The sequence below is a fragment of the Pseudomonas sp. FJ2-5-13 genome (genome assembly GCF_029201605.1).
Taxonomy (GTDB): domain Bacteria; phylum Pseudomonadota; class Gammaproteobacteria; order Pseudomonadales; family Pseudomonadaceae; genus Aquipseudomonas; species Aquipseudomonas lactis.
Genome location: NZ_CP104045.1, coordinates 1,534,172 through 1,556,365 on the forward strand (window position 1 = coordinate 1,534,172; position 22,194 = coordinate 1,556,365).

Annotated in this window: 21 protein-coding genes; 18 read left to right on the forward strand and 3 right to left on the reverse strand. The window is 61.1% G+C overall.

Annotated features, from left to right (window positions below; genetic code table 11):
- Positions 1-81: 81 nt before the first annotated feature.
- On the reverse strand, positions 82-1,080 hold the full coding sequence (locus tag N2A98_RS06815; RefSeq protein ID WP_014719572.1) for an AraC family transcriptional regulator: 999 nt from the start codon (positions 1,078-1,080) through the stop codon (positions 82-84).
- A 338-nt stretch (positions 1,081-1,418) separates the two neighbouring features.
- Between N2A98_RS06815 and N2A98_RS06820 the strand changes: the two genes are divergently transcribed.
- The 3 genes from N2A98_RS06820 to N2A98_RS06830 all read left to right on the forward strand — a co-directional run bounded on the left by N2A98_RS06820 (position 1,419) and on the right by N2A98_RS06830 (position 4,457).
- Positions 1,419-2,750 carry a dicarboxylate/amino acid:cation symporter gene (locus N2A98_RS06820; RefSeq protein WP_003189258.1) on the forward strand — a complete coding sequence of 444 codons (1,332 nt, stop codon included), beginning with the start codon at positions 1,419-1,421 and terminating at the stop codon, positions 2,748-2,750.
- Positions 2,751-2,883: 133 nt separating this feature from the next.
- Entirely contained in the window at positions 2,884-3,870 is a 987-nt protein-coding gene (locus N2A98_RS06825; protein ID WP_044272651.1) for an XdhC family protein, read from the forward strand.
- Positions 3,867-4,457: a nucleotidyltransferase family protein gene (locus N2A98_RS06830; RefSeq protein ID WP_275623180.1), complete on the forward strand. Its 591-nt coding sequence runs from the start codon at positions 3,867-3,869 to the stop codon at positions 4,455-4,457. The genes N2A98_RS06825 and N2A98_RS06830 overlap by 4 nt, the downstream gene beginning before the upstream one ends.
- 176 nt (positions 4,458-4,633) lie before the next feature.
- Here N2A98_RS06830 and rne read toward each other — a convergent pair whose 3' ends face one another.
- Positions 4,634-7,783 carry a ribonuclease E gene (rne, locus tag N2A98_RS06835; protein ID WP_192904171.1) on the reverse strand — a complete coding sequence of 1,050 codons (3,150 nt, stop codon included), beginning with the start codon at positions 7,781-7,783 and terminating at the stop codon, positions 4,634-4,636.
- 766 nt (positions 7,784-8,549) lie between these two features.
- On the opposite strand from rne, the gene rluC reads away from it, so the two are divergent.
- Genes rluC through N2A98_RS06850 form a run of 3 tightly spaced genes read left to right on the forward strand, consistent with a single transcriptional unit; the run spans position 8,550 to position 11,163 of the window.
- Entirely contained in the window at positions 8,550-9,509 is a 960-nt protein-coding gene (rluC, locus tag N2A98_RS06840; RefSeq protein ID WP_003189264.1) for a 23S rRNA pseudouridine(955/2504/2580) synthase RluC, read from the forward strand.
- A complete protein-coding gene (locus tag N2A98_RS06845; protein ID WP_044272659.1) occupies positions 9,496-10,158 on the forward strand; it encodes an HAD-IA family hydrolase in 663 nt (220 codons plus the stop codon). Before rluC ends, N2A98_RS06845 begins: the two co-directional genes overlap by 14 nt.
- A 21-nt stretch (positions 10,159-10,179) precedes the next feature.
- Complete coding sequence (locus tag N2A98_RS06850) at positions 10,180-11,163, forward strand: S49 family peptidase (protein ID WP_069558638.1); 984 nt, start codon at positions 10,180-10,182, stop codon at positions 11,161-11,163.
- 133 nt (positions 11,164-11,296) lie between these two features.
- Here the strand turns inward: N2A98_RS06850 and N2A98_RS06855 are convergent, their stop codons facing one another.
- The gene (locus N2A98_RS06855; RefSeq protein WP_047710250.1) at positions 11,297-11,875 is read right to left on the reverse strand and encodes a nucleoside triphosphate pyrophosphatase; all 579 of its coding nucleotides are present in this window, start codon (positions 11,873-11,875) and stop codon (positions 11,297-11,299) included.
- Between the two features lie 105 nt (positions 11,876-11,980).
- Between N2A98_RS06855 and N2A98_RS06860 the strand changes: the two genes are divergently transcribed.
- From N2A98_RS06860 to N2A98_RS06915, 12 genes are all read left to right on the forward strand, one after another.
- Positions 11,981-12,511, forward strand: a complete 531-nt coding sequence (locus N2A98_RS06860; RefSeq protein ID WP_032893131.1) for a YceD family protein — start codon at positions 11,981-11,983, stop codon at positions 12,509-12,511.
- Positions 12,512-12,524: 13 nt separating this feature from the next.
- Complete coding sequence (gene rpmF, locus N2A98_RS06865) at positions 12,525-12,707, forward strand: 50S ribosomal protein L32 (protein WP_003179396.1); 183 nt, start codon at positions 12,525-12,527, stop codon at positions 12,705-12,707.
- A gap of 4 nt (positions 12,708-12,711) precedes the next feature.
- Entirely contained in the window at positions 12,712-13,722 is a 1,011-nt protein-coding gene (gene plsX / locus N2A98_RS06870) for a phosphate acyltransferase PlsX (protein ID WP_082239708.1), read from the forward strand.
- Positions 13,723-13,848: 126 nt separating this feature from the next.
- On the forward strand, positions 13,849-14,787 hold the full coding sequence (fabD, locus tag N2A98_RS06875) for an ACP S-malonyltransferase (protein WP_014719563.1): 939 nt from the start codon (positions 13,849-13,851) through the stop codon (positions 14,785-14,787).
- Positions 14,788-14,811: 24 nt separating this feature from the next.
- Complete coding sequence (fabG, locus tag N2A98_RS06880) at positions 14,812-15,555, forward strand: 3-oxoacyl-ACP reductase FabG (RefSeq protein WP_003189275.1); 744 nt, start codon at positions 14,812-14,814, stop codon at positions 15,553-15,555.
- 191 nt (positions 15,556-15,746) lie between these two features.
- On the forward strand, positions 15,747-15,983 hold the full coding sequence (gene acpP, locus N2A98_RS06885) for an acyl carrier protein (protein WP_003175607.1): 237 nt from the start codon (positions 15,747-15,749) through the stop codon (positions 15,981-15,983).
- Between the two features lie 111 nt (positions 15,984-16,094).
- A complete protein-coding gene (gene fabF / locus N2A98_RS06890) occupies positions 16,095-17,339 on the forward strand; it encodes a beta-ketoacyl-ACP synthase II (RefSeq protein WP_275623181.1) in 1,245 nt (414 codons plus the stop codon).
- Positions 17,339-18,154 carry an aminodeoxychorismate lyase gene (gene pabC, locus N2A98_RS06895; RefSeq protein ID WP_044272672.1) on the forward strand — a complete coding sequence of 272 codons (816 nt, stop codon included), beginning with the start codon at positions 17,339-17,341 and terminating at the stop codon, positions 18,152-18,154. The genes fabF and pabC overlap by 1 nt, the downstream gene beginning before the upstream one ends.
- A 1-nt stretch (position 18,155) precedes the next feature.
- A complete protein-coding gene (gene mltG / locus N2A98_RS06900; protein ID WP_275623182.1) occupies positions 18,156-19,292 on the forward strand; it encodes an endolytic transglycosylase MltG in 1,137 nt (378 codons plus the stop codon).
- 19 nt (positions 19,293-19,311) lie between these two features.
- Positions 19,312-19,944: a dTMP kinase gene (tmk, locus tag N2A98_RS06905; protein ID WP_275623183.1), complete on the forward strand. Its 633-nt coding sequence runs from the start codon at positions 19,312-19,314 to the stop codon at positions 19,942-19,944.
- Complete coding sequence (locus N2A98_RS06910) at positions 19,937-20,926, forward strand: DNA polymerase III subunit delta' (RefSeq protein WP_032893125.1); 990 nt, start codon at positions 19,937-19,939, stop codon at positions 20,924-20,926. Before tmk ends, N2A98_RS06910 begins: the two co-directional genes overlap by 8 nt.
- A gap of 62 nt (positions 20,927-20,988) precedes the next feature.
- Entirely contained in the window at positions 20,989-21,774 is a 786-nt protein-coding gene (locus N2A98_RS06915) for a TatD family hydrolase (protein ID WP_275623184.1), read from the forward strand.
- Positions 21,775-22,194 lie beyond the last annotated feature (420 nt).

Here is a 22,194-nt window from a genome sequence, read left to right on the forward strand (position 1 = left end):
CAGCTCCCACCTTTGAATGTAAACCCGTTCAACTGTGGGAGCTGGCTTGCCTGCGGACAGGCCCTCCCAGTCGATACATCTCTAACTCTCCTGCGCTCTGTAGGCCCCCGGCGTCAACCCCGTCCACTTCTTGAACGCCCGATGAAACGCCGACGGTTCGGAAAACCCCAACTGTTCGGCGATCTCCTGTAAAGACAAATCCGCCCGCCCCAAGTGGTAAATGGCGATATCCCGGCGTAACTCATCCTTCAATGCCTGAAAACTCGTGCCTTCTTCGCGCAGATGCCGGCGCAGGGTCTGTGGGCTGATGTGCAGGTGCTGGGCGACGGCTTCCAGGTCTGGCCAGGGCGTGCGGTCGCGGCTCAGCAGGCGGCGCAACTGGCTGCTCAGGCTGTCGCCTTCATCCGGGCGCGACAGCAAGTCGGCAGGCGAGCGCTGCAAGAAGTGCTTGAGGGTGCGTTCATCCTGCAACAGCGGCAGGCTCAGGTAGCGGCTGGGAAACACCAGGCTGCTGGTCGGCGCACCGAACACCTGGGGGCAGGGGAACAGCAGGTCATATTCACCGGCATGGGCCGGCATCGGGTAACTGAAGGTGGCCTGCTGCAACCGGATACGCTGGCCGATCAGCCAACTGCCCAGCCGATGCCAGATCACCAGCAGGCATTCACTGAGGAAGTGATCCGGGTCCCATAGCTGCGAGTCGTCCAGGCTCAGGCGCGCCATGTCGCCTTCTTTGGTCAGCTGCCAGCGCGGGCCTTGGGGGAACAGGCTGTAAAACAATAAGCCGCGCTCCAGGGCCTTCTCCAGCGTGCGGCAATGAATCAGCGCGTGGCACATCATGGCAAAAGTGCCACGTTTGCTCGGCCCTTCGGCAAACCCCAGGTATTCGTCATCCAGCCCCAGCCAGAGCATTTGCAACAAGCGGGTAAATTGCTCTGGAGCGATGCGGGCGCGGGGCTCGGTCAGCAGTTCCGGGGTAATGCCCACCTGCTGCAACACCCCCGAGTAGTCAAAACCGGCCCGGCGCGCACCGCCGAGGGCTGCTCGGGCGTAATGACTGGCGATGGTACGTTCACGCATGCAAGGGCCTCATCCATGGAGTGGCGGATGGTAGCCATCACCCGGCGGGGCGACAAGGCGGATATCCGCCAAATTGTAGGACGAGACAGGATGGCTGGGCGGAAATCCGCCACCTTGTTGCACACACCAGAGTCGCCTGTGAACCCCAAGCCCTGATGTCTAAAGGCCTTCAGCGCGTTTAAGCAAAGTGGCACGCTGTTTGCGATAGGGATTACAGCGCAGGCTTGTTCCTACAGGCTTGGCAAACAACAAATCCCTCCAGTGCAGGAGGGTTCGCAATTCAAGTGCCGTGGGCAATGGCGGATATTTGCCACACGGGACGATTGAGGAACTTTGCAATGACGACTCGTCAGCCAATCTACAAATCCCTGTATTTCCAGGTGATCGTCGCAATCGTTATCGGTATCTTGCTCGGCCACTTCTACCCGCAGACCGGCGTGGCCCTCAAGCCACTGGGTGACGGCTTTATCAAGCTGATCAAAATGGTCATCGCCCCGATCATCTTCTGTACCGTGGTCAGCGGCATCGCTGGCATGCAAAGCATGAAGTCGGTCGGCAAGACCGGCGGCTACGCGCTGCTGTACTTCGAAATCGTTTCCACCATCGCCCTGCTGATTGGCCTGGTCGTGGTCAACGTGGTGCAGCCGGGCGCCGGCATGCACATCGACGTCGCGACCCTGGATGCTTCCAAAGTGGCGGCCTACGTCACCGCGGGTAAAGACCAGAGCATCGTCGGCTTTATCCTCAACGTCATCCCGAACACCATCGTCGGCGCGTTCGCCAATGGCGACATCCTGCAAGTGCTGATGTTCTCGGTGATCTTCGGTTTCGCCCTGCACCGCCTGGGTGCCTACGGCAAGCCGGTGCTGGACTTCATCGATCGCTTCGCCCACGTGATGTTCAACATCATCAACATGATCATGAAGCTCGCGCCAATCGGTGCCCTGGGCGCCATGGCGTTCACCATCGGCGCCTACGGTGTCGGTTCGCTGGTGCAACTGGGCCAGTTGATGATCTGCTTCTACATCACCTGCATCCTGTTCGTGGTACTGGTGCTGGGCGCTATCTGCCGCGCTCACGGTTTCAGCGTGTTGAAGCTGATCCGCTACATCCGTGAGGAACTGCTGATCGTACTGGGCACCTCTTCTTCCGAATCCGCACTGCCACGCATGCTGATCAAGATGGAGCGCCTGGGCGCGAAGAAGTCCGTGGTCGGCCTGGTGATTCCAACCGGTTACTCCTTCAACCTCGACGGTACGTCGATCTACCTGACCATGGCGGCTGTGTTCATCGCCCAGGCGACCGACACCCACATGGACATCACTCACCAGATCACCCTGCTGCTGGTGCTGCTGCTGTCGTCCAAAGGCGCTGCTGGCGTAACCGGTTCGGGCTTCATTGTACTGGCCGCTACCCTGTCGGCCGTTGGCCACCTGCCGGTTGCCGGCCTGGCGCTGATCCTGGGTATCGACCGCTTCATGTCCGAAGCCCGTGCCCTGACCAACCTGGTGGGTAACGCAGTTGCCACCATCGTTGTGGCCAAGTGGGTCAAGGAACTGGACACCGACAAGCTGCAAAGCGAACTGGCGTCTGGCGGTACCGGTATCTCCGAAACCCGCGAGCTCGATGACCTGGGCGTGGCTGAAGGCCCGGCGCCTGTCGTCAAGTAAGTGGCTGCTGGCGTGAACTGACGCCAACGCTATCCGCAAACGCCCCGACTGGTTCGGGGCGTTTGCGTTTCTGGCGGGATACAACGGATATTTTTGGTTTACAGTGAACGCGACAGTACTTACCGGAGGCCTGATGGACAGTGTGGATCTGAACGTCCTGCGCAGCGTGCTGCAATGGCGCCGTGCCGGGCAGCGCGTGATGTTGTACAGCGTGGTGCAAACCTGGGGCAGCGCGCCGCGCCCGCCGGGGGCGATGCTGGCCCTGCGCGGTGATGGCGTGGTGATTGGCTCGGTGTCGGGCGGTTGCATCGAGGATGACTTGATTGCGCGCCTGCAAGATGGCCGCTTGCCTGCTGACGGCCCGCCTGTGCAGTTGGTGACCTACGGCGTCACTCGCGATGAAGCGGCACGTTTTGGCCTGCCCTGCGGCGGCACCCTGCGGCTCACCGAGGAGCGCGTGGAAGAGTGGGGTTGGGTCCAAGCGCTGCTGGCGCGTTGTGAAGATCATCAGATTGTCGCTCGCGAGCTGAATCTGGCCACGGGCGAGGTGACCTTGAGCGCCGCCAGCAAGACCGATGTGGTGAGCTTCGACGGCGAACGCTTGCGCGCCATCTACGGCCCGCGCTGGCGCCTGCTGCTGATTGGCGCCGGGCAGCTGTCGCGCTACGTAGCGCAAATGGCGCGCCTGCTGGATTTCGAAGTGCTGATCTGCGACCCCCGCGAAGAGTTCGTCTACGGCTGGGAAGACCAGCATGGCCGCTTTGTGCCGGGCATGCCCGACGAGGCGGTGTTGAATATTCATACCGATGAACGCACGGCCATTGTCTGCCTCACCCACGATCCACGTCTGGATGACATGGCGTTGCTGACGGCACTGAACTCCAGGGCGTTCTATATCGGCGCCCTGGGTTCGCGGGTCAATACCCAGAAGCGTCGGGAGAACCTGGCCGCGCTGGGCCTGTCGGCGGAGGCCATTGCGCGTTTGCACGGGCCGATCGGCCTGCACATCGGCAGCCATACGCCGGCGGAAATTGCGCTGTCGCTGATGGCGGAAATTGTTGCGATCAAGAACGGGGTGGCACCGATGCAGAAAAAGCCGTTGGCAGTGGTGGCCGAGTGACGGCGACCGCAATCGTGCTGGCGGCGGGGCAGGGCAGTCGTTTTCGTGCCGAAGCCGGAGCGGATCAAGATAAGTTGCTTGCCGCTTGTGTGGGGCTGGACGGCGTTACCCGTCCGGTCATCGAGCAGGTGCTGGTGAATCTGCCGGCGACACTTGTTGAGCGCTGGTTGGTGACTTCGCCGGAGCGCGGGGAGGTTATCCGTTTGGCAGAGGCTTATGGCTGTCAGGTTGTACTGCTGGACTCGAGCGGGATGGGCGACAGCATTGCGGCGGCGGTCAAGGCCAGCGGTGCAGCGGATGGGTGGCTGGTGGTGTTGGGGGATATGCCGTTTATTCAGTCATCGAGTATCGAGCGGGTGATTGATGCGCTGGAGGAGGGTGCCATCAGCGTCCCCGTACAGGCGGGGGAATATGGACATCCTGTGGCGTTTGACCGTGCGTTTGGCCCCGGTTTGCTGGCTTTGGTCGGCGACCGTGGGGCCAGATCGTTGTTTGCGGATGCCGCCTTGAGGGAGGTGCCTGTACTTGATCCTGGAGTCTTGTGGGATGTAGATACACCCCGGCTATTAAGTTTCAACGCAGGCTGAATGTGGGAGCGGGCTTGCTCGCGAATGCAATACATCAGTCGCCCTATTCACTGACTGACACTCCGTATTCGCGAGCAAGCCCGCTCCCACATTTGGGGCGCCACAAGGCTCAAGTTGATCGTCATAAAAAAGCCCCGCCTGATCACTCAGGCGGGGCTTTTTAGTGGCGGTTGGAATCAGACGAGGGGTTTAGGCTCGTGCTCTGCTTCCGGGGCCTTGTGCTCTACCGCCTGGGCTGCGGCTGCAGCAGCTTCGGCTTCCTTGCGGCGACGACGCACTTCACGTGGGTCGTTCGGCGCACGGCCGTTTTCGGTGAGGGCGCTTGCAGGTGCGGCTTCAACCACAGGGGCGGCCACTTCGGCAACCACCGGGGCTTCAACTTCAACCACAGGCGCAGGCTCCGCAACCGGCGTCGGCTCAACCACTGGGGCTGGCTCGGCGACGACTTCGGCAACCGGTGCCGACGCTTCTTCTACCACTGGGGCAGGTGCTGGCGCTTCAACCGGGGCAGCCGGTTCGGCGGTCCACTGGAAGGCGGTCTGTTCTTCGCGAACTTCACGCACGGCCGGGGCTGCTTCTTCGACTACCGGAGCTTCTACAGCCGCTTCGATTACTGGCTGAGGCTCAACCACTGGAGCCGGTTCAACGGCAACCGCTTCGGTTTCTGGCTGTGCATCGCGAACCGGGGCAACTTCCACTTCCGGAACCACTGGGGCTTCGACAGGGGTTGTGGCTTCAACGACTGGCGCTTCAACAACCGGCGCTTCGACCGCTGGGGTTTCGGCGGCTGGCGCTTCTACGGCAACAGTGTCTTCGACGGCAGCGGTAGCGCGTTCGGCTTGCTCGTGAGCCTGGGCTTCAGCGGGGGCGCTGATGACCGAGCTGGCAACGGCAGCGGTAACGGCCAAGCCGGCAGCCAGTTCGGCGCCTGTTGGTTCGTTGTTGGCAGCTTCTGGGTTTTCGCCGGCTTCTTCCGAACCTTCGATCACGTTGCCGTTGGCATCACGCTGACGCTCACGACGGTTGCTGCGACGACGCTGGCCACGGGAGCGGCGGCGTGGACGATCGCCTTCGGCGTTGTCCTGGCCGTCTTCCTGCAGTTGCTCTTCGCCGGTCAGTACTTCTTCTTCGCTGGCGGCAGCGGCTTGCTCGGCGCGTGGTTGACGCTCTTCACGTGGCGGGCGCGGTTGGCGCTCTTCACGGGGTGCGCGCTCTTCACGCGGCTGGCGGGCCGGGCGTTCTTCGGTGGTAACGGCTGCGGCAGCGGCAACGGCAGGTGCCGCGTCCAGAGGCTCGCGCAGTTCACGCACACGTTCTTCACGCTCGCCACGTGGCTTGCGGTCTTCGCGTGGAGCGCGTGGGGTACGTGGGGCGCGCTCTTCACGCGGTGCACGTTCTTCACGGGCGACGGTCGGGGTTTCTTCGCGGGCTTCGCGAGGCGCACGCTCTTCGCGTGGTGCGCGTTCTTCACGCGGGGCACGTTCTTCGCGAGGCTTGCGCTCTTCGTCACGGCGGCCATTGCGGTTACGGCTCTGCTGGCGACCGTTGCGACGTTCTTCGTTGCGCGCCGGGCGCTCGGTGGCAGGTTTTTCAACCACAACCGGGGCGGCAGGCTCTTCCTTGGTGGCGAACAGGCTGACCAGCGACTTCACCAGGCCCTTGAACAGGCTTGGCTCAGGCAGGGCGGCTGGCGCGGCAACCGGGGCGGCGGCTTCGGTCGGTACCGGTGCGTTGGCGCGGGCCGGTGCAGTCTTCACGGCCGCTTCCTGGCGAACCAGGGTGCGGGTCGCAGCGGCTGGCTGGACTTCTTCTACTTCGGCGGCAGCCGCGGCGATTTCATAGCTGGACTGGCCGCTGTGGGCTTCCGGGCTGTCATCACGCAGGCGCTGGACTTCAAAGTGCGGCGTTTCGAGGTGATCGTTCGGCAGGATGACGATACGGGCACGGGTGCGCAGTTCGATCTTGGTGATCGAGTTACGTTTTTCGTTGAGCAGGAAGGCCGCAACCGGAATCGGCACTTGTGCGCGAACTTCGGCGGTGCGGTCTTTCAGGGCTTCTTCTTCGATCAGGCGCAGGATCGCCAGGGACAGCGATTCAACGTCACGGATGATGCCGGTGCCGTTGCAACGTGGGCAAACGATGCCGCTGCTCTCGCCCAGGGATGGACGCAGGCGCTGACGGGACATTTCCAGCAGGCCGAAGCGCGAGATGCGGCCGACTTGCACGCGAGCGCGGTCAGCTTCCAGGCATTCGCGGACTTTCTCTTCCACGGCGCGCTGGTTCTTGGCAGGAGTCATGTCAATGAAGTCGATGACGATCAGGCCGCCGATGTCACGCAGGCGCAGCTGGCGGGCGATTTCTTCAGCCGCTTCCAGGTTGGTCTGCAGGGCGGTTTCTTCGATGTCGCTGCCTTTGGTCGCACGCGCCGAGTTGATGTCGATGGACACCAGGGCTTCGGTCGGGTCGATCACGATGGAGCCGCCGGAAGGCAGTTCGACCACGCGCTGGAAGGCGGTCTCGATCTGGCTTTCGATCTGGAAACGGTTGAACAGCGGCACGCTGTCTTCGTACAGCTTGATCTTGCTGGCGTACTGCGGCATCACCTGGCGGATGAAGGTCAGGGCTTCGTCCTGGGCTTCAACGCTGTCGATCAGCACTTCGCCGATGTCCTGGCGCAGGTAGTCGCGGATGGCGCGGATGATCACGTTGCTTTCCTGGTAGATCAGGAATGGCGCGGAGCGATCCAGGGACGCTTCTTTGATAGCGGTCCACAGTTGCAGCAGGTAATCGAGGTCCCACTGCATTTCTTCGCTGCTGCGGCCAAGGCCGGCAGTGCGCACGATCAGGCCCATGTCGGCCGGTGCGATCAGGCCGTTCAGCGCTTCACGCAGTTCGTTGCGCTCTTCGCCTTCGATGCGACGGGAAATACCGCCGGCACGTGGGTTGTTCGGCATCAGTACGAGGTAACGACCGGCGAGGCTGATGAAGGTGGTCAGGGCTGCGCCCTTGTTGCCACGTTCTTCTTTTTCGACCTGGACGATGACTTCCTGGCCTTCGCTCAGGACGTCCTTGATGTTCACGCGGCCTTCGGGGGCTTTCTTGAAGTATTCGCGGGAGATTTCTTTAAGGGGCAGGAAGCCGTGGCGCTCGGAGCCGAAATCGACAAAGGCAGCCTCAAGGCTTGGTTCGATGCGAGTGATACGGCCTTTATAGATGTTGGCCTTCTTCTGCTCGCGTGCACCGGATTCGATGTCCAGGTCGTAGAGGCGTTGGCCATCTACCAGTGCAACACGCAACTCTTCGGGTTGAGTTGCGTTAATCAGCATTCTTTTCATGTTGTACCGTCGGTTTCCGGGCTGCCGGAAACGGCGTTCGGCACACACGACTTCTCACGGTCGGTGTCAGGTGCGTCAAGAGTGGTTGGCCACTCCAGTGTCCAGCAAAATCGGCCAATTGGGCCGGTATCGCGACGGACGCGTCCTGCTCGTTAGCGGTGGTGACAAAGGCACCACTTCAACAAAAGCTAAGGTCAGGAGGAGGAATCAACCGGCGACTGTGGACGAGATGAAGCGTCTAAAACAAGCCTAGTGCTACACAGTCCGACGGTTGTGCATCTCCACCCTACACGTATCCCTGATAATTCGGGTGCTGCCGCGCGCAGAATCCGCAGCGGGTTGGCATTTACCGTGTACTCCAATGGGGAGTCCACGCTCATGGCTAAACAAGACTAGGTGTGGGCGGTTGCGCTCTCACTCAGCTCTTAACAGGCGTTGTTTCCGAAGCATTCGCCATGGTCTGGCTCAAAACTGACTGCACTTTGTGAACTGGCCGTAAATATCGGCGCAAAAGGCGAGTATTCACTCTGCTTTCTGCACTCGCTTCAGGCCTCATGTCACCTGCGCTTGTTACAATCTTGAGCCTTCCTGGGTGGCGAAAGCCCCGTAGGACGGCCTCGCGTCCTGATGAATTGCGATGGTCAGGGCCGGCAGTTTGCCGCAAGTCCTCTGTCCAGGCCGCTTTTGGCGGCGTTCGCGACTATAGCAGTAATGATTAAGTGCTTCAATTCCATAAAAAATTGTTATCATCGCCGCCATGACGACTACCGCCCCCCCGACCCCCAGCGTCCAGCTGCTTGAGGTCTCGCCGGAATATGCCGGCCAACGCATCGACAATTTTCTCCTGGCCAGGCTCAAAGGCGTGCCCAAGACCTTGATTTACCGCATCTTGCGCAAAGGCGAAGTGCGCGTGAACAAGGGGCGCATCAAGCCTGAGTACAAGCTGCAGGCGGGCGATATCGTCCGTGTGCCGCCCGTGCGCGTGCCTGAGCGCGACGAGCCGGTGCCGCTGGCCCAAGGCCTGTTGCAGCGCCTGGAAGCGTCGATTGTGTTCGAAGACAACAAGCTGATCGTGATCAACAAGCCCTGTGGCATTGCGGTTCACGGCGGCAGTGGCTTGAACTTCGGCGTGATCGAAGCCTTTCGTCAGTTGCGCCCCGATTGCAAGGAGCTGGAGTTGGTTCATCGCCTGGACCGCGACACGTCTGGCCTGCTGATGATCGCCAAGAAGCGCAGCATGTTGCGCCATCTGCACACCGCCCTGCGTGGCGATGGCGTGGACAAACGCTACATGGCGCTGGTGCGCGGCAACTGGGCCAGCTCGATCAAGAGCGTGCGTGCGCCGTTGCAAAAGAGCAACCTGCGCTCCGGCGAGCGCATGGTCGAAGTGGACGAGGAGGGCAAAGAGGCCCTGACCCTGTTCAAGGTGCTGCGTCGCTTCGGGGACTTTGCCACCATGGTCGAGGCCAAGCCGGTGACCGGGCGCACCCACCAGATTCGGGTGCACACCCTGCATGCAGGTCACTGCATCGCCGGTGACACCAAGTACGGCGACGAGGATTTCTCCAAGGAAATTCGCGACCTGGGCGGCAAGCGGCTGTTCCTGCACGCCTACATGCTCACCGTGCCGCTGCCCGATGGCGGCGAGCTGAAACTGCAGGCGCCGGTCGATGAAATGTGGGCCAAGACCGTGGAGCGTTTGAGTGTCGCACCTTGACTACAAGCTGCTGATCTTCGATTGGGACGGGACGCTGGCCAATTCCATTGGCCGCATCGTCGAGTCCATGCACATGGCCTCGACCCGCTCGGGCTTTGACTTGTGCACGGACCTGGCAGTCAAGGGCATTATCGGCCTGGGCTTGCCTGAAGCCATTCGCACCCTGTACCCCGACATCAGCGACGCCGAGCTGGTAGCGTTTCGCGAGCACTACGCCGACCACTACATCGCGCTGGAAGCTACGCCTTCGCCGCTGTTTGAAGGTGTGGTGCAATCGCTGGAAACGTTTCGTGCCGAGGGTTATCACCTGGCGGTCGCCACCGGCAAGGCTCGTCGCGGCCTGGACCGTGTGCTCAAGGCTCACGGCTGGGAAGATTACTTTGATATCACCCGCGCTGCGGATGAAACCGCCAGCAAGCCCCACCCGTTGATGCTGGAGCAGATCCTTGCGCACTGTGGCGTAACGCCACGCGAGGCATTGATGGTGGGCGATGCGTCTTTCGACCTGATGATGGCGCGCAATGCGGGCATGGACAGCGTCGCGGTCAGCTACGGCGCCCAGTCGGCCGAGGCATTGCAGCAATACGAACCGAGACTGACGATTGATCATTTTTCCGAACTGCAGGCCTGGCTCAGCCGGGCCCGATAAGTCTTTGCTGGGGTTGATGGCATGAGTGACGAGTGGAAAGCGCCTGAAAAGGCCGAGAGCGGTGATGATAAAAGCTGGAAGCTGCTGGAGAAGACCCTACTGGCGAGCGTCCAGGAACAGCGGCGCTCGCGGCGCTGGGGGATTTTCTTCAAGCTGCTGACCTTTGTGTACCTGCTTGGGATGCTGGCGCTGTTCAGCCCGCTGATGGACATGGAAAAGAGTGCCACCCGTGGCAGTCATTACACCGCCTTGATCGAGGTGCGCGGCGTGATTGCCGACAAGGAGCCTGCCAGTGCCGACAATATTGTCACCAGCCTGCGCGCGGCCTTTGAGGACCCCAAGGTCAAAGGCGTGGTCCTGCGCATCAATAGCCCAGGCGGCAGCCCGGTGCAGTCGGGCTATGTGTATGACGAGATTCGTCGTCTGCGCGCCTTGCATCCGGATACCAAGCTCTATGCCGTGATCTCCGACCTGGGTGCCTCGGGCGCCTATTACATTGCCAGTGCCGCAGACCAGATCTATGCCGACAAGGCCAGCCTGGTGGGTTCTATTGGTGTGACCGCGGCCGGTTACGGTTTTGTCGGTGCCATGGAGAAGCTGGGGGTAGAGCGTCGCACCTACACCTCGGGTGAGCACAAGTCGTTCCTCGATCCTTTCCAGCCGCAGAAGGCGGATGAAACCGCGTTCTGGCAGGGCGTTCTCGACACTACTCATCGTCAGTTCATTGCCAGCGTCAAGCAGGGCCGTGGGGATCGTCTGAAGGATAAAGACCATCCAGAGCTGTTTTCCGGCCTGGTCTGGTCGGGTGAACAGGCGTTGCCGCTGGGCCTGATCGATGGCCTGGGCAGTGCCAGTTCGGTGGCGCGGGATGTGATTGGCGAGAAGGAGTTGGTGGATTTTACGGTTGAGGAATCGCCGTTTGATCGCTTCTCCAAGAAGCTCGGTGCCAGTGTGGCGGAGAAGCTAGCTCTGTATATGGGCTTCCAGGGGCCGTCCCTGCGCTGAAATCTGAAGGCTGACATAGCTCAAAATGTGGGAGCGGGCTTGCTCGCGAAGGCGGTGGATCAGTCGCACTTGTATTGGCTGACACTCCGCTTTCGCGAGCAAGCCCGCTCCCACATTTGGTTTTGCAGTGTTCTTAAGGAATTTTCACGCCTTCGGTCAGCAGCATGTCCACCAGCCGAATCAGTGGCAGCCCTACAAGGCTGGTCGCATCCGGCCCGTCCGTGCTCTGGAATAAGCTCACACCCAGTCCCTCTGCCTTGAAGCTGCCCGCACAGTCATAAGGCTGCTCGATCCGCAGGTAGCGCTCAATACGTTCTGCATCCAGTTCACGCATCTGCACGGTAAACGGCACGCAGTCCACCTGGCAGTGCCCAGTCTCGCTGTTGAGCAGCGCCAGGCCCGTGAGGAAGCTCACGCGCTTGCCGCTGGCCGCCAGCAGTTGCTCGCGAGCGTTTTCGTAGGTGTGGGGCTTGCCGATGATCCGGCCTTCCAGTGCAGCGACCTGATCCGAGCCAATGATTAAATGGCCAGGATGGCTTGCGGCAAGGGCACGGGCCTTTTGCTCGGCCAGGCGCTTGACCAGTTCGATGGCGGACTCATCCGGGCGGTGGCTTTCGTCGATATCCGGCGAGCTGCAGGTGAACGGCAGGTGCAGGCGGCTCAGTAATTCCCGGCGATAAACCGAGCTGGACGCGAGTAATAAAGGCAGCATATACGTCTCCTCAAGGCAGTCGCCGATTCTAGCGACGTGACCGGCTGACGCACAGGGCTGAATTTCCTTTGACATGGCCGGGTGCATCCCTATAATGCTGCGCCTATGTTGAATGACCCGATTCCACCTCACGTTGACCCGCGCAAATTGGCTGATCGTGGCACCACCCTTCAAGGTGAAGTGCTGCTGGCCGATTTGGAGAGACTCTGCGACCCGCTTTCCGACACTGTCGGTACGGTGCAGGCACAATTCGTTTTTGAACGAGATGAACGTAAATCTGTGGTAATCCACAGCGTTATCGACACCGAAGTCAAAATGGTTTGCCAGCGTTGTCTTGAGCTGGTCACCCTGCCGATCCACAGCGAATGCAGTTATGCTGTGGTGAAAGAGGGTGCGAATACCCAGTCGTTGCCGAAAGGTTATGACGTGCTGGAACTGGGCGAAGATCCATTGGATCTGCATGCACTGATCGAGGAGGAGCTTCTGCTCGCCTTGCCCATTGTGCCTGCTCATCATCCGGAAGAATGCCAGCAGCCGGAGGGTCTCGATGACGAGGCCGAGCCGAGCGAGGACGAGGTAACGCGGTCCAACCCGTTCAGTGTATTGGCGCAGTTAAAGCGTGACCCAAACGTTTAGGAGTTAATCAATTATGGCTGTTCAGCAGAACAAAAAATCCCGCTCCGCCCGTGACATGCGCCGTTCGCACGACGCTCTCGAGGCTAGCACCCTGTCTGTGGAAAAGACCACTGGTGAAGTTCACCTGCGTCACCACGTATCGCCAGAAGGCGTATACCGTGGCCGTAAAGTGATCGACAAGGGCGCTGACGAGTAATCACTTGTCTGCTCAAGTCATCGCGATTGACGCAATGGGCGGGGACTTCGGTCCCCGCAGCATTGTTCAGGCCTGCATTGCCAGCCTGTCTGCCACGCCCTCGCTGCACCTGACCCTCGTCGGTCAACCCTCCCTACTTGAAGAACTGATTGCCAGCCATCCGGCGGTGGATCGCGCGCGCCTGACGATTACGCCAGCCAGCGAAACCATCGGCATGGACGAAAAGCCGGCGGTTGCCCTGCGTGGCAAGCCCGATTCTTCAATGCGGGTGGCCCTTGAGTTGTTGCGTGATGGCAAGGTGCAAGCCTGTGTCAGTGCCGGCAACACGGGCGCGTTGATGGCGTTGTCGCGGCATGTGCTCAAGACCTTGCCGGGTATTGATCGGCCGGCCATGGTGGCGGCGATCCCGACGCAGAAGGGCTATTGCCAACTGCTGGACCTGGGCGCCAATGTCGATTGCAGCGCCGAGCACCTGTTGCAGTTCGCCGTAATGGGTTCGGTGGCCGCCGAGGCTCTCGGCGTAGCCCGACCCAGGGTGGCTCTGCTCAATATCGGCACCGAGGACATCAAGGGCAACCAGCAGGTCAAGCTTGCCGCCACCTTGTTGCAAGGCGCGCGGGGTTTGAACTACATCGGCTTTGTCGAGGGCGATGGTTTGTACCGTGGCGAAGCTGACGTGGTGGTGTGCGATGGCTTTGTCGGTAATATCCTGCTCAAGTCCAGCGAAGGCCTGGCAACTATGATTGCCACGCGTATCGAAGCTTTGTTCAAGCGCAACCTGGCGTCACGCATGGTGGGTGCCTTGGCGCTGCCCTTGATGCGACGCTTGCAGGCCGACCTGGCGCCAGCACGGCACAACGGTGCAAGCTTTCTTGGCCTGCAGGGTATTGTGGTGAAAAGCCACGGTTCGGCCGGTGTGCTGGGCTTTCAAAGTGCAATTGCGCGGGCCCTGATCGAGATTCAAGAGAACCTGCCGCAACGCTTGCACGGCCGTCTTGAGGATCTGTTGCCTTAGGCGAATTGGCCCGGGAGTGCTTAAATGTGACCGGCCAGTTCAATTGACCATCCAATCTGTCAGTTTCGTTCGCGCCCACCGTAGGCCCGAGCATTTTTGACGACCAGATCATTAGGGGCTTGTTACATGTCTACATCCCTCGCATTCGTCTTTCCAGGGCAGGGTTCGCAGTCCCTCGGCATGTTGGCCGAGCTGGGCGCGCAATACCCGCTGATCCTGGACACCTTCAAGGAAGCTTCCGACGCCCTGGGTTATGACCTGTGGGCACTGACCCAGCAAGGGCCGGAAGCGCTGCTCAACCAAACCGATAAAACCCAGCCGGCCATCCTCACCGCTTCGATCGCCCTATGGCGCTTGTGGCTGGCAGAAGGCGGCGCACGCCCTGCCTTTGTCGCGGGTCACAGCCTGGGCGAGTACAGTGCCCTGGTGGCTGCGGGCAGCCTGACCTTGGCTGAAGCGGTCAAGCTGGTGGAGCGTCGTGGTCAACTGATGCAAGAAGCCGTTCCGGCCGGGCAGGGCGGCATGGCCGCTATCCTGGGCCTGGACGACGCGGTGGTGATCGAGGCCTGCGCCGAAGCGGCGCAAGGCGAAGTGGTCAGCGCGGTGAACTTCAACTCCCCAGGCCAGGTGGTGATCGCCGGCGCCAAGGCGGCTGTCGAGCGTGCCATCGAAGGTTGCAAGGCCCGTGGCGCCAAGCGTGCCCTGCCATTGCCGGTGAGCGTGCCGTCCCACTGCGAACTGATGCGCCCGGCTGCCGAGCGTTTTGCCGAGTCTATCGCGGCCATCAACTGGCAAGCGCCGCAGATTCCGCTGGTGCAGAACGTCAGCGCGGCCGTGGCCGCCGACCTCGACACCCTCAAGCGCGACCTGCTGGAGCAACTGTACAAGCCAGTGCGCTGGGTTGAATCGGTCCAGACCCTGGCCGCCAACGGTGCCACCGAACTGGTCGAGTGCGGTCCGGGCAAAGTCCTGGCCGGCTTGAACAAGCGCTGCGCCGACGGTGTGTCGACCGCCAACCTCAATACCCCTGAAGCCTTCGCTGCCGCTCGCGCGGCACTGGCCTGAATCCCGTACTTAGGAGAAGCCTGCATGAGTCTGCAAGGTAAAGTTGCACTGGTTACCGGCGCAAGCCGTGGCATTGGCCAGGCCATCGCCCTGGAACTGGGCCGTCAGGGCGCCGTTGTGATCGGCACCGCCACCTCCGCCTCGGGCGCCGAACGTATCGCCGCGACCTTGAAGGAAAACGGCGTACAAGGCACCGGTCTTGAGCTGAATGTGACCAGCGATGAGTCCGTGGCTGCTGTACTGGCACAGATCACTGCTCAGTTCGGTGCGCCGGCTATTCTGGTGAACAACGCCGGGATCACCCGTGACAACCTGATGATGCGCATGAAAGACGACGAGTGGTACGACGTGGTCGATACCAACCTGAACAGTCTGTTTCGCCTGTCCAAGGGCGTTTTGCGCGGCATGACCAAGGCGCGTTGGGGCCGAATTATCAATATTGGCTCCGTAGTGGGTGCCATGGGCAACGCAGGCCAAGTAAACTATGCCTCTGCCAAGGCCGGCCTGGAAGGTTTCAGCCGCGCACTGGCGCGTGAAGTCGGCTCGCGGTCGATTACGGTCAACTCGGTGGCCCCTGGGTTCATCGACACCGATATGACCCGCGAACTGCCGGAAGCACAGCGCGAAGCCTTGCTGACGCAGATTCCGCTGGGCCGTCTGGGCCAGGCTCAAGAGATCGCGAATGTGGTCACTTTCCTGGCATCTGACGGTGCGGCATACGTGACTGGGGCTACAATCCCGGTGAACGGCGGGATGTACATGAGTTAAATTGTGACGGATCGCTTCAAAAAAATGTCATACGAGCTGTCTAAAATCCGTTATAAAGCTGCAACTTAATTTATAGGCAGGTGGTCGACCGGGTACAGGGTGAAGCTTTCAGTTGAAAAGCTGAAATGGCTTTCTATACACTTACCCACTGGCCAGCTGCCTGAATTTGTCCATTAGGAGTTAAACAAGGTATGAGCACCATCGAAGAGCGCGTCAAGAAAATCGTCGCCGAGCAACTGGGCGTTAAGGAAGAAGAAGTGGTCAACACTGCTTCCTTCGTAGAAGACCTGGGTGCCGATTCCCTTGACACCGTTGAGCTGGTGATGGCTCTGGAAGAGGAATTCGAGACCGAAATCCCGGACGAAGAAGCTGAAAAAATCACTACTGTTCAAGCTGCCATCGACTACGTTACTAGCCACCAGGCGTAATAGTTTGTAGTCGTCGCTTGCTGTCAGGGAAAAACCGCACTGCTGTAACGGCGTGCGGTTTTTTCTTTAGCGGCGATGAAAAAGTGTCGTCATTAGAAAAAGGAGAGTGCTGTGTCGCGTAGACGCGTCGTAGTCACCGGTATGGGTATGTTGTCGCCACTGGGTACGGATGTGCCGAGCAGTTGGCAGGGCATTCTGGCTGGCCGCAGTGGTATTGGTCTGATCGAACATACGGACCTTTCTGCCTATTCCACCCGTTTTGGCGGCTCGGTAAAGGGCTTCAATGTCGAGGAATATCTCTCGATCAAAGAGTCCCGCAAGCTCGACCTGTTCATTCAGTACGGCCTGGCTGCCGGTTTTCAGGCAGTGCGTAACGCCGGCCTGGAAGTCACCGACGCCAACCGTGACCGCATCGGTGTGGCCATGGGTTCGGGTATTGGCGGTCTGACCAATATCGAAGAAACCAGCCGCACGCTGCATGAGACTGGCCCACGTCGAATTTCACCGTTCTTCGTACCGGGCTCGATCATCAATATGATTTCCGGCTTCCTGTCCATCCATCTGGGGGCACAGGGGCCTAACTACGCGATTTCAACGGCGTGCACCACAGGCACCCACTGCATCGGTATGGCGGCGCGCAACATTGCCTACGACGAAGCCGATGTGATGATCGCCGGCGGCGCCGAAATGGCCGCGTGCGGCCTGGGCATGGGCGGCTTCGGCGCGTCCCGTGCGCTGTCGACCCGCAATGACGAGCCGACCCGTGCCAGCCGTCCGTGGGACAAAGGCCGTGACGGCTTCGTGCTGTCCGACGGTGCCGGTGCGCTGGTGCTCGAAGAGTTGGAGCACGCCAAGGCGCGTGGTGCCACCATCTACGCCGAACTGATCGGGTTCGGCATGAGCGGTGACGCGTACCACATGACTTCACCGCCGTCCGACGGAGCGGGTGCTGCGCGTTGCATCACCAATGCCCTGCGCGATGCGAAGGTCAACCCCGACCAGGTGCAGTACATCAACGCCCATGGCACTTCGACCCCGACTGGCGACTTGGCGGAAGCCGAGGCCATCAAGTCGGTGTTCGGTGAGCATGCCTACAAGCTGGCGGTCAGCTCCACCAAGTCCATGACCGGCCACCTGTTGGGTGCGGCGGGCGCGGTCGAGGCGATCTTCAGTGTGATGGCAATCAGGGATCAGGTCGCTCCGCCGACCATCAACCTTGATGAGCCGGACGAAGGCTGCGACCTGAACTTCGTGCCCCACGAAGCGCAACCCATGCCGATCGACGTGGCGATTTCCAACTCGTTCGGTTTCGGTGGCACCAACGGTTCCCTGGTGTTCCGCCGGTTCTCCGAGTGATGCACAGCTGGGTCGACGGTCAGCCAGCGGACAACGTGCCCCTGAAAGATCGAGGCCTGGCGTATGGCGATGGGGTGTTCGAGACCATCGCCGTCAAGGCCGGGCAGCCGTTGTTGCTCGACCGCCACCTGCAACGCCTGGAAGAGGGTTGCAGGCGTTTGGCATTGGTGGTGGATCACGGGTTGATTCGCCACGAAGTGCTGAGCTTCGCTGCCGGCCTTGGCGACGGTATTCTCAAATTGATCCTTACCCGTGGCGACAGCTTGCGCGGTTATGGCATCAACCCTGGCGCGCCGGTGCGCCGCATCTTGCAGGGTAGTGCGCCCGCTGTTTACCCACCCACTCATGAAGTCGAAGGCGTGCGCCTGTTTGCGTGTGCCACGCGTTTGGCGCAGCAGCCGCTGCTGGCCGGTATCAAGCACCTCAATCGTTTGGAGCAGGTGATCGCGCGTGCCGAATGGCAAGATACCGAACATGCCGAAGGCCTGATGCTGGACATGTCTGGTCGGGTGATCGAAGGCATATTCAGCAACCTTTTCCTGGTGCGCAACGGCTTGTTACTAACCGCTGATCTGAGCCGTTGTGGCGTTGCCGGCGTAATGCGCGCCGAAGTGCTGGCCCAGGCACAAGCGCTGGGCGTCCCGGTGGCCGTGGCCGACATCAGTGTGGAGCAGTTGCAACAGGCCGATGAAGTCTTCGTCTGCAACAGCGTATATGGCATTTGGCCGGTGCGTGGCTGCGCTGCGATGAGCTGGCCGGTTGGGCCACTCACCCGTAAACTGCAGGGCATTGTTCGCGCGCTATTGGATATTTGAGTTGATACGAAAACTGGTGTTACTGCTGCAGATCAGCCTGGTCTCGGCGGCGTTGCTCGTGGGCTTTTCGGCCTGGAAACTCGACTCTGCTCTCAAGCAGCCCCTGAAGCTGCCTCAGGAGCAGTTGCTCGACGTACCCGCTGGCGCTACGCCGACGGGCACCTTCAATCGTCTGGAAGCCGACGGCGTGCTCGACGATGCCTTTTGGCTGCGTCTGTACTGGCGCTTCAACCTCGAAGGCCAGCCGCTGCACAGCGGTGAGTACCGCATGAGCCCGGGCCTTACCGCCGAGGGTTTGATAGGCCTGTGGCAGCGCGGCGAAGTGGTGCAGTACAGCCTGACCTTGGTGGAGGGCTGGAATTTCCGTCAGGTGCGCACCGCCCTGGCCAAGCATGAAAAGATCGTGCAGACCCTGGCGGGCCTGACGGACAGCGAAGTGATGGATAAGCTCGGCCACCCAGGTGTGTTTCCTGAAGGGCGGTTCTTCCCCGACACCTACCGTTTTGTCCGCGGCATGACCGATGTCGAATTCCTGAAAAAAGCCTACAACCGCCTGGACGATGTACTCGCCCAGGAGTGGAGCAGGCGGGCTGCCGACGCGCCCTACACCGACCCTTACCAAGCGCTGATCATGGCGTCGCTGGTGGAAAAGGAGACCGGTGTGCCCCAGGAGCGCGGGCAGATTGCCGGTGTGTTTGTGCGTCGCCTGAAGATCGGTATGCTGCTGCAGACCGACCCCACCGTGATCTACGGCCTGGGTGAGCGCTACAACGGTAAATTGACCCGTGCCCACCTCAAGGAAGCCAACCCCTACAACACCTACATGATCGCCGGCCTGCCGCCTACGCCCATCGCGATGGTCGGCCGCGAGGCGATCCATGCCGCGCTGAACCCGGTGCCGGGCAGCAGCCTGTATTTCGTCGCCCGTGGCGATGGCAGCCATATATTCTCGGATAACCTGGATGCGCATAATGCCGCCGTGCGTGAGTTCCAGCTAAAGCGCCGTGCCGATTACCGTTCCAGCCCGGCGCCGGTGGTGAAACCGGTGGAAGATTCAGCACCTTCCAGCGACGCACCCACCCCTGACGCACCGATCGAGCCCGCGCCGGACACTACCGCGCCGCAAAGCCCGCAATGACTCTGACTAAGGACTGCCTGTGACTGGCTTGTTTATTACCCTGGAAGGCCCGGAAGGCGCCGGCAAAAGCACTAACCGTGACTACCTGGCCGAGCGCCTGCGTGCGCAGGGCATCGAGGTGGTGCTGACCCGTGAGCCGGGCGGTACGCCGTTGGCCGAGCGCATCCGTGAAGTGCTGTTGGCCCCGGGTGACGAGCCGATGAACCCGGACACCGAGTTGCTCCTGGTGTTTGCCGCCCGGGCCCAGCACCTGGCCGAAGTGATTCGCCCGGCCCTGGCGCGGGGTGCCGTGGTGATCTGCGACCGGTTTACCGATTCCACCTACGCCTATCAGGGCGGGGGCCGGGGTTTGTCCCTGGAGCGTATCGCCACCCTGGAAACTTTCGTGCAAGGCGATCTGCGCCCCAACCTGACCCTGTTGTTCGACCTGCCGGTGGAAGTGGGCATGGCCCGCGCCAGTGCGCGGGGCCGCCTGGACCGTTTCGAGCTGGAAGGCCAGGCCTTTTTTGATGCAGTGCGCAGCGCTTTCCTGCAGCGCGCCAAGGCTGAGCCCGCACGTTATTACCTGTTGGACGCCGCCCAGCCGCTGAGCCAGGTGCAACAGGCTATCGACGCGCTGTTGCCCGCGCTGTTGGAGCGTAGCCGTGGCTGAGTCCTACCCGTGGCAGGACGGCCTCTGGCAGCAACTGGCGGGGCGCGCACAGCACGCCCACGCCTATCTGCTGCATGGGCCGGTGGGCATCGGTAAGCGCCATCTCGCCGAACGCCTGATGGGCAGCCTATTGTGCCAACGCCCGGTCAATCTGGAGGCGTGTGGCGAGTGCAAGTCCTGCCTGTTGCTCAAGGCCGGTAGTCACCCGGACAACTATGTGCTGGAACCCGAGGAAGCGGACAAGGCCATCAAGGTCGACCAGGTGCGCGACCTGGTCAGCTTCGTGGTGCAGACCGCGCAGATGGGCGGGCGCAAAGTGGTGCTGATCGAGCCGGTCGAGGCGATGAATATCAACGCGGCCAACGCCTTGCTCAAAAGCCTTGAAGAGCCGTCCGGCGATACCGTGCTGTTGCTGGTGAGCCACCAGTCCAGCCGCTTGTTGCCGACCATTCGCAGCCGTTGCGTGCAGCAGGCTTGCCCGTTGCCCAGCGAGGCCATGAGCCTGCAATGGCTGGCGCAGGCGTTGCCCGAATGCAGCGCAGAAGAACGCGGCGAGTTGCTGACCCTGGCGGCCGGTTCGCCTTTGGCGGCAGTGAAGCTGCAGGCCCAGGGCGTGCGCGAACAGCGTGCACTGGTCGTGGATGGCGTGAAGAAACTGCTCAAGCAGGAACTGTCCGCCACGCAACTGGCCGAAAGCGCCTGGAAGGACATTCCGCTGTTGCTGCTGTTCGACTGGTTCTGCGACTGGTCCAGCCTGATCCTGCGCTATCAGCTTACCCAGGATGAGAGCGGCCTGGGCCTGGCGGATATGCGCAAGGTCGTGCAATACCTGGCGCAAAAAAGTGCCCAGGACAAAGTGCTGAACATCCAGGACTGGATCCTCGCCCAGCGCCAGAAAGTCCTCGGCAAGGCCAACCTCAACCGCGTGCTGTTGCTCGAGGCATTGCTGGTGCAGTGGGTAGGCCTGCTCGGGCGCCGTTAAATTCCGTGGCCGACGGGTGTATCGTTGGCCCTACCTCTTTTGTGACTTAAGCCCTGATTCCTATGCTCGTAGATTCCCATTGCCACCTTGATCGCCTCGACCTTGCCCAGCACGGCGGCTCCCTCGACGCCGCCCTTGAAGCGGCCCGCCAGCGTGGTGTAGGGCACTTCCTGTGCATTGGCGTCAGCGCCGACAATGCCGCCGACGTCAAAGCCCTGGCTGATCGCTACGCCGACGTCGATTGCTCGGTGGGCATCCACCCGCTGGACCTCAAGCCTGGCGAAGCCCCGGCGCTCGATTGGTTACTGGGTGAACTCAACCACACGCGGGTCGTGGCCATTGGCGAAACCGGCCTGGACTACCACTACGAGCCTGAAGCTGCCGAGTTGCAGCAGGCCTCGTTCCGCCTGCACCTGCAAGCCGCCCAGCAGACGCGCAAGCCGGTGATCGTCCACACCCGAGGCGCCCGCGCCGATACCCTGGCCTTGCTGCGGGAAGCCGCGTTGCCACAGGCCGGCGTGCTGCATTGCTTTACCGAAGACTGGGACATGGCCAAGGCTGCCCTGGACCTGGGGTTCTATATTTCCCTGTCGGGCATCGTCACCTTCCGCAATGCCGACGCGCTGCGCGATGTGGCCCGCCAGGTGCCTGCCGACCGCCTGTTGGTGGAAACCGACTCGCCGTACCTGGCGCCCATCCCCCATCGCGGCAAGCCGAACCTGCCCGAATATGTGCGTGACGTGGCTGATTACCTGGCGATGCTGCGCGGTGAGTCTTACGAGCGTTTTGCCGAGCAGACCACTGAAAACTTCAAGCGCCTGTTCCCGCTGGCCCACGTAGCCGGTTAGAGCGGCTGAATTGCAGGCAAAAAAAACCCGGGTTCTGGGGGGTGAATCCGGGCTAAGACCATTAGGAGTAAAACAAGGGCACGCAGTCCGTCGGTACCCAGGTCGACGCGTCACTTGGGGGAGATGTCGCGCCGACAGTTGAAGTATTGACCACTATCCCATTCAGTCCAGTCGTGATTGATCGTTTTTTAAACAGATTTGGAATACGCCGCCTTCGCTTGAGTTCTCATTGCGCTGATGGGCAGGTTCAGGTGTTGCGTATTATTTCTGACTGATAACCACGAAATCGTTGGCGCATTGAAAGTTATGTGCCTGACGGGTTCACATAGACATTGCCCAACGACCGTTCAGTCGGGATAATCCCTCGCATCGGGTAAATCGTATCGCCACGTATCCATGGCCCTGCGCAACCCTCCCTAT

Coding starts and splice junctions, on each gene's coding strand:
- pabC (WP_044272672.1), top strand. CDS start 17,339: ATGCACAGCTGGGTCGACGGTCAGCCAGCGGACAACGTGCCCCTGAAA.
- N2A98_RS06855 (WP_047710250.1), bottom strand. CDS start 11,875: ATGCTGCCTTTATTACTCGCGTCCAGCTCGGTTTATCGCCGGGAATTA.
- acpP (WP_003175607.1), top strand. CDS start 15,747: ATGAGCACCATCGAAGAGCGCGTCAAGAAAATCGTCGCCGAGCAACTG.
- rpmF (WP_003179396.1), top strand. CDS start 12,525: ATGGCTGTTCAGCAGAACAAAAAATCCCGCTCCGCCCGTGACATGCGC.
- rluC (WP_003189264.1), top strand. CDS start 8,550: ATGACGACTACCGCCCCCCCGACCCCCAGCGTCCAGCTGCTTGAGGTC.
- rne (WP_192904171.1), bottom strand. CDS start 7,783: ATGCTGATTAACGCAACTCAACCCGAAGAGTTGCGTGTTGCACTGGTA.
- fabG (WP_003189275.1), top strand. CDS start 14,812: ATGAGTCTGCAAGGTAAAGTTGCACTGGTTACCGGCGCAAGCCGTGGC.
- N2A98_RS06850 (WP_069558638.1), top strand. CDS start 10,180: ATGAGTGACGAGTGGAAAGCGCCTGAAAAGGCCGAGAGCGGTGATGAT.
- N2A98_RS06825 (WP_044272651.1), top strand. CDS start 2,884: ATGGACAGTGTGGATCTGAACGTCCTGCGCAGCGTGCTGCAATGGCGC.
- N2A98_RS06860 (WP_032893131.1), top strand. CDS start 11,981: ATGTTGAATGACCCGATTCCACCTCACGTTGACCCGCGCAAATTGGCT.
- N2A98_RS06915 (WP_275623184.1), top strand. CDS start 20,989: ATGCTCGTAGATTCCCATTGCCACCTTGATCGCCTCGACCTTGCCCAG.
- N2A98_RS06820 (WP_003189258.1), top strand. CDS start 1,419: ATGACGACTCGTCAGCCAATCTACAAATCCCTGTATTTCCAGGTGATC.
- fabD (WP_014719563.1), top strand. CDS start 13,849: ATGTCTACATCCCTCGCATTCGTCTTTCCAGGGCAGGGTTCGCAGTCC.
- N2A98_RS06815 (WP_014719572.1), bottom strand. CDS start 1,080: ATGCGTGAACGTACCATCGCCAGTCATTACGCCCGAGCAGCCCTCGGC.